At 63.0% G+C, this 9,690-nt stretch carries 4 protein-coding genes; 2 read left to right on the top strand and 2 right to left on the bottom strand.

What is annotated here, in order from left to right; translation table 11 throughout:
* Positions 1–4: 4 nt before the first annotated feature.
* On the top strand, positions 5–1,123 hold the full coding sequence (locus tag ABT092_RS19930) for an HNH endonuclease family protein (protein WP_351245601.1): 1,119 nt from the start codon (positions 5–7) through the stop codon (positions 1,121–1,123).
* 252 nt (positions 1,124–1,375) lie between these two features.
* On the opposite strand, the gene ABT092_RS19925 is transcribed toward ABT092_RS19930, so the two are convergent.
* On the bottom strand, positions 1,376–5,404 hold the full coding sequence (locus ABT092_RS19925; RefSeq protein WP_351245599.1) for a helix-turn-helix domain-containing protein: 4,029 nt from the start codon (positions 5,402–5,404) through the stop codon (positions 1,376–1,378).
* Positions 5,405–5,957: 553 nt separating this feature from the next.
* On the opposite strand from ABT092_RS19925, the gene ABT092_RS19920 reads away from it, so the two are divergent.
* Entirely contained in the window at positions 5,958–8,705 is a 2,748-nt protein-coding gene (locus ABT092_RS19920; protein ID WP_351245597.1) for an AAA family ATPase, read from the top strand.
* 324 nt (positions 8,706–9,029) lie between these two features.
* On the opposite strand, the gene ABT092_RS19915 is transcribed toward ABT092_RS19920, so the two are convergent.
* The gene (locus ABT092_RS19915; RefSeq protein ID WP_129832995.1) at positions 9,030–9,419 is read right to left on the bottom strand and encodes a hypothetical protein; all 390 of its coding nucleotides are present in this window, start codon (positions 9,417–9,419) and stop codon (positions 9,030–9,032) included.
* Between the last annotated feature and the right edge of the window lie 271 nt (positions 9,420–9,690).

Here is a 9,690-nt window from a genome sequence, read left to right as displayed (position 1 = left end):
GCCGATGAGACACGTGGACATGCAAGGGCTCACCGCCCCGCTGGCCTGGGCAACCAGGGCCAAACGCACCCTCGATGCGGTCAGGGCCGCCGTCGCCGCCGGCACCGAGCGGGAATTCAATTCGCACTGGACCGAGGACGCCGTACGCGACCTGCTCCTCGGCCTCGTCGGCGTCAAGTGCTGGTACTGCGAGTCCCTCATCGTGCGCACGGACATCACCGTCGACCACTACCGGCCGAAATCCGAAGTACTCGACGTGCCCGGCCACCCGGGATACTGGTGGCTGGCCTACGAGGTGTCGAACTACCGCATCGCCTGCAAGCACTGCAACAGCGGCGGAGCCCGCTACAACGGCGTCCGGGAAGGCCGAGCCAAGGGCAGCCAGTTCCCGCTCATAGGCGGAACCCGCGCCCGTACCTCAGTCGACGACCTGAACCGCGAACAGCCGCTGCTCCTGGACCCGGCCCACCGCAGCGACCCCGACCTGCTCGGCTTCGACTCCGGCGGCTACGCCCGGCGCAGCAACACTCCCTACTCGTCGGCCGAAACGAACCGTGGCCTGTGCCGCGCCGACGAAACCATACGGATCCTGGCGCTCAACGACTCCCACCTCGTCCCGCTCCGCGCCCGCCTCATACGGGAGGTCACCGTACTCGCCCGCCACGGAGACCTGACCGACATCCAGCAGCTGGTCGACGACAAGGTGGGACCTGAGGCGCCGTACAGTACGGCAGCCGCCATGGCTCTGGCCCTGCACCGTGCCGTCGCCCAGCCGGCCGCCGCGCTCACCCCGGTCGCAACGACGCCCATACCTGCCGTCGACCCGGCGCGCTCACGAGTCGACCTGCACGACCTGCTGCAGCATCTGGACCCCGACGCCCTGAAGGCCGGCATCATCCTCACCGGCCGACACGAGAAGAAGGTCTACGGGGCAGTTCTGAAACCCGAGGGCCACATCGAAGTCTGGGGCCGCCCCTGGGGTACCCCGACCACCGCCGCCCGAGCCGCCACCGGCAGCAACAAGATCGACGGCTGGGACTTCTGGCGTCTGACCATCGCCGGTGTGGAGCAGACCCTCGCCAAGTTCCGCGCCACGCACTTCCCGCCCATCACACCGATGTGAGACAAGAGTACGAGCGGCACCTTCGTCCCCGGCTACGTTAACGGCCAGAGGCCTTCGACCGCGACCCGCGGCGATGTGGTCTGCGAAGGCCTGCGGCGAAGTGAACGCGGGGCGCCGCTCGGCAGGTTCTTGGAGCATGAACCCGAACCCGTGGTCTGCAGCCTGGGACGAATCGGCATCGCATAGATCCCCCCAATCGCATCAGCACTTACCGGATCTCCAGCGAATCACTCACAGTCTCGTTAGCGGTCGTTAATTAAGGTCGTCGGTGCTCGCGCGGTCGATGTTGCGTTGCGCGCTGTCCGCGAGTGCCTTGTAGAAGAGATCGACGGCAGAGCCGCGCGGCAGGCCGGCGCGGATGCGCTGGGCACGTTCGCTGATGTCGAGGTCTTCCTGGTATGGCTGGCCAGGAGTTCCGAACCGGAAGCCGGAGAGGACTGCGGAGTGCAGGCTTCCCCCAGTACGACGGAACAAGTCTTCCGACAGTCGGGACGCTGTCTTCAACAACACGGTCACGAAGTCCACCTGGTCCCACACAATGTTCTTGGGCATCTTGCTCAGGAGCGGGGCCGCGGCATGCGCGAGATCGCTGTCCCCTTCCTGGTAAGGCTCAAGGAGGAGGCTGAGGACCAATTCGTCTGCAGGACCGGCGATGGTCCAGAAAAGTTCCGGCGCGTGGAGTTCACGGCGCCATGCGTTCTCGCGGGGCTGTGCCAGCCAGTTCCGCACCGATCGCATCAGGTCAAGCCGTGCAGGACTGTCAGACATGGGGAGCGGAACACTCCACTGGTAAGGCAGGGGATCGAAGGACTTTCTGGCGGGGTCCTCCTCCCAGCGCTCGATCCGGGCGAGCAGGAGTCCGACTGCGGCTTGCGAGTCGGCCTTGGCGAGGTGAGCCACGAACTGCTGCACCGTGTGATCACTCAGTGTCGGAAGAGCGGTCAACTGGGCCAGGAAAAACGTGTGTTGGGTGTCCGTGAGTTGTTCCCAGGACAAGAGGCCGTCCATCGTGAATGCCCACCAGAGGTGATAGGGTACCGACCCCGACTCGCCGAACGGCACAGAGGTGAGCAGTTCCAGAGCCGTGTCCTTCGAGGTGTGCAGCATGGACACGGCCATGCCGATGACTCCAGCGCGCACTGCAGGGTCGGTGTGGTTGCTCAGAGCGCGGGCGAGTGCCAGTGCACCGGCCTCCTGCACCGAGGGGTCCGGGATGTACTTTTGGAGAGCCTGGGCGACGGCCCAGACCCCCACGGCCCCACCGTCGGCAACGAGGCGCCGACATATGTCCAGTGCGTGGGGCACGTTCTGTTCGAACGATGCGTGCAGCACTGAGGGCAGCATGACACGGGCAGCTTCATTCTCCGCGCGGGCCAGCCGGTCGAGAAGAGCGGGGACGAGGTCAGGGAATTCCTCCATAGTGTCTTCGAGTACTGCGGGAACTCCCTCTGAGTGACCGGCAAGGACCCTTTGGCCTGCTTCCACCAGCGATACGAGTAGCTCCGCCACTTGGTCGGCGGGCTGCTTCCTCAACTCGTCGGCAGTCTCGTGGCGTAGTGCCGCCCAGTGGTTTTGGACGTTCTCAAGCCATTCGGTGTCTTCGGAGCGGGGGACCAGGGATTCGTCGTAGGACCCTGTGTGGAGGAGGAGCGCCAGGTGGTGTTCCGTGTTGTCCGGCAATGCGTCGAGCACGGTCTGCGCCGTTTCACGCATCTGAGCGGTGCCGTGCTTTGCGGCCCAGCTCAGCGAGCGCCGGGTCGCGAGCGACACCAGAGGACGCGGCTGCTTCGCGGCAACCCGGGTGGCCAGTTCACGGAGGAACTCGATGGCTTGCGGCTCGAATTCTTCGCTTTGGTGGCGAAGGACTTCTTCGAGGGATGCGGCGGCCACGGCTGCCCGCTCTTCATGCCCGGACGTGTACTGGCCGAGCAGGATCTCGGCCGCGCGTTGCCTGATCGGCGCCACTATCTCCGCTGGGACCGGGTAACGGCTCAGGGTGAGGGTCCAGCCTTCCATCATTCGACCCTCCGCCGTGTTGGAAAACAGCGGATCGAGCAGTGCGAGGGGCATGCGGTTCGCGGGGTTCGGCGTGGCTTCTTCCGCCCAGTCCGACAACGCGTCGAGCAGGATCTCCTGATACGCCAGCGGCTTGCCCGGGACGTACGAGGCCAGGTCGAGGAGAACACGCAGTGGTGCGTCGGGGTTCTGGTTGAGCGGCCGTTCGTCGTCCCGGCCCATGGACCACAGAAGGTCGTACACGCTGCGCAGCTGGTCAAGATCGACGGCCACTGCCTCCAGGACACGCGGTGCTTCGCAGAGGACATCGGCCTGGCTGTACTTACCGGGCATCCACTCGATGCCGCTCGGCCGGTCGTCCTCGGCCGTCGGGTTGTCCAGGGCCCACCGGGTCAAGGCGAGTACGCGCTGGGGCTGGAAGGGAGCGATCTTCAACAGGAGACGCAGAAGTGCCTTACGGGTGTAAGCGCCACCTCGTTTGAACTCGTCTTCGACGACCACCCACAGGGGGTCGAGCAGACCCGCACGACGGGAGCCCCGGCCGTTCCACTGCCAGTCGACGCGGCCGGCGTTGAGGAGGGCGTTCGCCAGCGCGTCACCGTCGGCATGCTCGCGGACCTCCCTCAGGTATGGCGTGGGGGAGCCATCGTGCGGATTGACAGCCGCTTCGGCAAGAAGGACGTCGCCGAGCAGGTCGGGGGAAATGCGTACGGAGGCGCCGCGCCGTACCACGATGCCTGTGCCTTCCAGGCCCATGAGTCGAGGGCTGATCCGGGAGAACGGCATCTGCAGGATGCCGGACAGCGCGTTCTGAAATTGAGGGACGTCTGTGGCAACGGGTTGCAGGGCTGCTACGGCGTGCAGCAGTGCCCGATCGTCATCGGGCTGCTGAGACTGAGACAGGGCGGACTGGACGAACACGTCGAGAAGCAGCCGGTGCACGTCGGTACTGCTTTGCAAGGCACTAATGTCCAGCCTTCCTCGCCGTATGGCGGTCGCGGCATTCACGAGGAGCAACGGCGAGTCGGCGGCCACATGTGCCACCACACGGGCGGCATGTTCCTGCCCTTCTCCGAGGATCTCGGAGGCCAGCACTAGAGCCTCTTCGCTCCGCAGGACGGACAGTTCCCACCTCGGAACCTTGCTCTCGTCCACCTTGGCGGCGCGAAGTGCCTGCTGCACCACATGTCGCCCGTACGGCCGGGTTGCGATCACCAGGCGGGCGTGGGGGCGTGCACGAAGTACTCCGGTCACCACCATGGCGAGATCGTCCGACCGCTCGTGCGCGTCCTCGATCAGTATGAGCAGCCGATCGCTCGTCGGCAGATGCTCGAACTCGTCCAGAGTGAACGGGCCGGGCTGCAGTACGCGGATGGTCTTTCCGTGGCCGACACCGTGTTCGCGGGCGAGCTGGCAAAGCTGACGGCTCTTTCCCTGTCCCGCGACACCGGACAGGACGCCAATCTGTGACCCATCGCTGCCGGCAGCGAACGCGGTCATGGCCTCCAGCATGGCGGCCCGGCCCACGAGCGGGAACTCGTGGGAGTAGACGGGACTGGGCAGAGAGACCGGGAACGCCTCTTCCGCGGTCTGCCAGACGCTGGGGTTTCGTACCCCCAAAAATTCCTCCCGCATATCTGGGAAGAAGCGGTCAACCAGCGTGAGTGCCTGATCACGAGGGAGTTTGCTGACCTCCCGGGACAGGACGCGCGAGTCCCAGATCGCCCAATCGGCGAGTTCGTCGCAGGCGCTCACTACCGCGGCGGTCGCCCGCGTGGACAGGAAGAGGACACAGCGGTCGACGCGGGCTCGGGCACGGTCGAGTTCCGCCACTGCCTTCGCGAACGAAGCAGGCTGGAACTTCTCGTACTTCTTGCACTGGATGCCGATGCGTTCCCCATCGGCCGTGACCACGCGGATGTCAATGCCGTGCTGCTTGTCTCCGTGGACCCCGTACCGCAGGACCTCCTGGGCGTCCGGGTATAGCCACGAGGCCAACGCGTCGCAGAAAGCCTCGAACTGGTAGGCGTCGAGGCGGTTGAAGGGCAGTTCCTCCAGAAGGGAGCGGCGTGGAGGCGTGGTGGCAACGTCGATGCCCAGCGCCGCGCGCAGACGCTGGAGTCGTTCACCTCTCGGTGAGGTCTGTCCGCGTTCCCAGCGGCTCACCGTCTGCTGCCCCATGCCGAGCCGGCGGGCCAGTTCTGCCTGGTCCCACCCTCGTGCCTCGCGTGCGGCTCGGATCTCGGCAGCCGGAATGTCACCCATGAAGGAATCATACGCATCCGTCGCACGACCCTGCGTTTGATTCCTCTGCTACTGTGAGTGGAGCAACAAAACGGCCACTTGCCGGGCCGTTCGCCCGAATGCTTGCGCTCTCGGGGTGGGTGTCGGTGCGCGCTAGCACAGCCCTCTCCGGCCTGGCATGGTCCGGCTGAAGCGAGGGGGTGCCCATGGGAAGAACCGCTGTCCTTGTCGACGGCTTCAATCCTTGCCAGGGCGTGAAGACGCAGCGCGGGCGCCGTTACCTGTGGCTGGACGACGTCGCGGCAGCCGGTCGTCAGCAGACCTATCTGGAAGCACGTGCGCTGCCGTCCGTGCAGTGCCCACTGGATCAGCTACGAGGGGAAGGGTAGAGACGTCAACATCGCCGTCGGCCTCATGTAGAGATGGCGGCGTTGCCGACGGTCGACACCATGCTCCTTGTTAGCGCGGACAGTGACTGGTGCCAAGCCGTAGGCATCCAAGCCCGAACGGCATGAGTGCCTCGAAGGCGAAGACGACTCAGAACACGATCCTCCGGGGAAGTGGAGCGGGAGCGATGGCATCAGTAGAACAGCAAGTGAAGAGCGCTGACAGCGTGATCTGCGAAAACATCGCCAACCCGGTCGGTGACCGAGGATTCCTTTCGCAGAACGTGCTGGGACAGCTCCGGAATCTTGTCGAGGGGCTAATAGTCTGGGCACACCTCAACGACGGCTCGACCGAGTTCCACTACAACCAGGTCGGGCCGGCTCTGGATGCTGTTAAGGCGCTCGCCAAGTTCAGACTCCTGAGTAGATTCCATGGCTTGCTCCAGGCCAGCGTTTCGCACTATACGCTGGATCGCGATCCGTCCGAGCGATTGATGCTGAAGTACTACGAGTACCTACTCCGCGCCCGCGACCTGGCACAACAACAGCTCGGGATCGCGATCCTGAACAACCTCGAACACTTTCCGATCGACCTCGACCCCTCGTTGCGTGAATACTACGGGAAGATTGCGGCGCGTATCGAGCAGGTAAGAACGACTCCGTCCTCAAGCTCACGTCGCGAGCGGTATTACATTCACAGCTCGCGACCGTTCTTCATCGGCGGCCGCATCTATTACGAGGTGACGTTCTATCGCGCCCACAACCGGACGAGCAAGTTCGATCGCATTATTGGCTTTACCGACATCGACGTGACCGACAAATATGCGGCCAACCTGGGGTTGGTGAGCGACACGATCGAAGTGCTTGGACAGCGGATGCCGATCATGCTGATCCGCTCGTGGGAGGTGTCTATCCGTCCGTGTGAGTTCGACAACTTCGCGCGCTTCTTTCATATCTCGCACGACCGAGTCAGTACGTCACTCTCCGAATATCGCAACCTGATGCGTTACCTCACGACAGAGCGATCAAGTCTGCTTGATCTCATAGACATGCCCGATGTGACTTACGGCCAGGTCCGCTCCTGGGTACTCGACGGTGCGCAACGGAGTCCGCTGATCTTCCCTGTGCTTGACCGCGCGCGTGCACTCATCCGCGAGGACCGGCCAGGTGCTCGTTTGATGCGGTACCTAATGCTGCGAATGAACAATCGTGTCATCAAGGAGCAGTTTAATGCCGACGAGTGTGCTGGACTATCCGGCCTGCGCGTCTCCTGGAGTTCTAAGCCATTCGATACGATGCCGTTCTGCACGTCGCCACGCGGACACACCCCGCGCTTTGCGGATCTCGCCGAGAGCCTGGACGCTAGGAGCCGACCTCACGAGCTACTGGCAAGGCGAGTCAGGAACAATGTCGAGCAGCACGGTGTGATCTATACGTCGGCATCCGACCTGGAGGACCTCGGTGATGTCGACAGGCTGATCGCGCGCCACAACCAGTTGCTGCCAACCAACCCACGACACGCGCCACGGAAGCTGGCGTATGAAAACGGGCATGTGTTCATCGTCGGGTATGAGGACGACACGGTCGCGATAATAGATAAGCTCCAGAAGATTGCTGTCAGCGGCGTCCCCAACCACAGCAGGGACGTGCGGGCATGGATAAGTGCGAACCCTGGGGCCATCGATGACCCGCTGAAAGCTGAGTCTCTGACGGAGCTGTTCGAGCACTCGAAGGTCGCCCTCGTGTACGGTGCGGCAGGTACGGGAAAGTCGACGATGGTGAATCACATCGCGAACTACTTCTCGGGCAAACGGAAGCTGTTCCTGGCGCACACCAACCCGGCCGTCGATAACCTGAAGCGACGAGTGCAGGCTCCGAACACCGAGTTCAGTACGATCAGTAAGCACGTGTACGGCAGCACGTCGTTTGGCGTAACGTACGACGTACTTGTGATTGACGAGTGCAGCACTGTGGACAACGCAAGCCTACTCAAAGTGCTTGAGAGGACATCCTTCGACCTACTCGTACTCGTTGGTGACGTTTACCAGATTGAGTCCATCGACTTCGGCAACTGGTTCAGCATCATCCGTTCATACATCCCGGACGAGTCTGTCTTCGAACTCACAGAGCCCTTCAGGACGACCGATCAGGCGCTTCTCGCACTGTGGGACAGGGTGCGGAACCTGGATGACAGAATCGAAGAGTCGCTCTCCAAGAATGGTTACTCGACAGTGCTGGGGAACTCGCTTTTCCGGCATGAGAGCGACGACGAGATCGTGCTCTGCCTGAATTATGACGGCCTTTATGGCATCAACAATGTTAATCGATTCCTGCAGGCGAGCAATCCGAATCCAGCTGTAACCTGGAGCGAATCTACGTACAAGGTCGGCGATCCTGTGCTCTTCAACGAATCTGATCGGTTCCGTCCGGTCATCTTCAACAACCTGAAGGGAAAAATTGTCAAGATCGATCGCACGCGCGGCCGCATCACATTCGACGTGAATCTCGAACGGGATGTTACTGAAGCCGACGTTTTCGGCACAGATCTGCGCTGGGTAGAGGGATCGACCGTCCAGTTTGACGTCTTCGAGCGCGGCAACAGCGATGATGATGACGATACGGTCACCACCATGGTGCCGTTCCAGATCGCGTACGCCGTATCGATCCACAAGGCACAAGGCCTTGAGTACAAGTCGGTGAAGGTCGTCATCACGGATGCTAACGAGGAAAGCATCTCCCACAGCATCTTCTACACCGCGATCACGCGCGCTCGGGAGCGTCTCGAAGTGTTCTGGACTCCGGAGACGCAGCAACGAATCCTGTGCCGTCTGGCAATACGGGAGAACACGAAGGACGAGATTCTGATGAAGGTTCGCCGGGGCGTGATTCCTGTTGCGAAGCGACCGAGGCGTCAGAAGGCGCGTCAGCTGCCGTAGACGTCGGATCTGAGAGTTGCAGTTCGTGAGTTGGTGCCGTTTCTGGCTGAGGCTGGGGCCAGAGCTGTTGTCAGGCAGCTCTGGCGGTGGGCTTTGCACACTCTCCGAGCTTGATTACGGTCCTCAGGTGATCGTGCTTCGGCAGTTCTGCAACTCGGACCGCTGCGCTGGTCGGTGGCTGACCCGCTGCGATCAGTTGATCTTCCTGAATGGATGACCTGCGGAGAACGGATCTAGCGCCGGGCTGGCACCCGCTTGACCTTCCCACGGCATCGAGCGCCGGGGACCCGTCCACCAGTGGCACTACCCGCAGTACGCCCTCACTCAGCAGTCGTAGCTCTTGAGCGTCTTCGAGGCACCTGTGGCCGACTTCAGGTAGTCGTTCTCCGACTTCAAGCTCTCGTTCTCCGCCGTCGACTCCGCCAACTGCACGACCAGTCCGGCAGCCATGGACAGGAGCCCCTCGTGCTTCGTCCGGAGCTCCTCGTGCTCTTCCTGAAGCCCCTTGTACTTCCATGCGAGGACCCCGATGGTGGTGGCGGCCAGAGCGCTGGCGCCGACCTTAACCACAACCCTGGCTTTCCCGAACTTGCCTCCGGCTGGCCCGGCACCGTCCCTGCCGATGCAAACGTGGCCCGTCTGGTGCGAGTGCTGTTGAGCCTCGCCGAGACGGTCGCTCTGATACGAGCACGATCCGCATTGGTAATGGGTCATCAGTTGTTCCTCTCCCCCAGGAAGATGAGCTTGGCACAGGTCACGTGCCTCCGGCGATCACTTGGTCATCCTCCTTACGCCCACCGACGCTGAGGGAGGGACGCGCACCTACACGGCGTGCGCGCGCCCGCTGGTTGTGGGCGATGCCGTCAACGCTCCCAGGAGGGCCCATGGCGAGCCACGGGTAGCTCGTTCAGGTCTCTGGCCAGGGGGATGCGTCGGTTCCAGGCCGAGGGGGTCGAGGAGATGGATCTGGACGCTGCGGCTGATG

Origin of the sequence: Streptomyces sp. NPDC002490 (assembly GCF_040296045.1) — a bacterium.
Classification (GTDB): domain Bacteria; phylum Actinomycetota; class Actinomycetes; order Streptomycetales; family Streptomycetaceae; genus Streptomyces.
The sequence above is the reverse complement of the archived record's forward strand: the minus strand, read 5'-3'. Positions and strand labels throughout refer to the sequence as shown.

What these genes read in the sequence shown, in the direction of transcription:
- ABT092_RS19915 (WP_129832995.1), bottom strand. Translation starts at nt 9,419, where the DNA reads ATGACCCATTACCAATGCGGATCGTGCTCGTATCAGAGCGACCGTCTC.
- ABT092_RS19930 (WP_351245601.1), top strand. Translation starts at nt 5, where the DNA reads ATGAGACACGTGGACATGCAAGGGCTCACCGCCCCGCTGGCCTGGGCA.
- ABT092_RS19925 (WP_351245599.1), bottom strand. Translation starts at nt 5,404, where the DNA reads ATGGGTGACATTCCGGCTGCCGAGATCCGAGCCGCACGCGAGGCACGA.
- ABT092_RS19920 (WP_351245597.1), top strand. Translation starts at nt 5,958, where the DNA reads ATGGCATCAGTAGAACAGCAAGTGAAGAGCGCTGACAGCGTGATCTGC.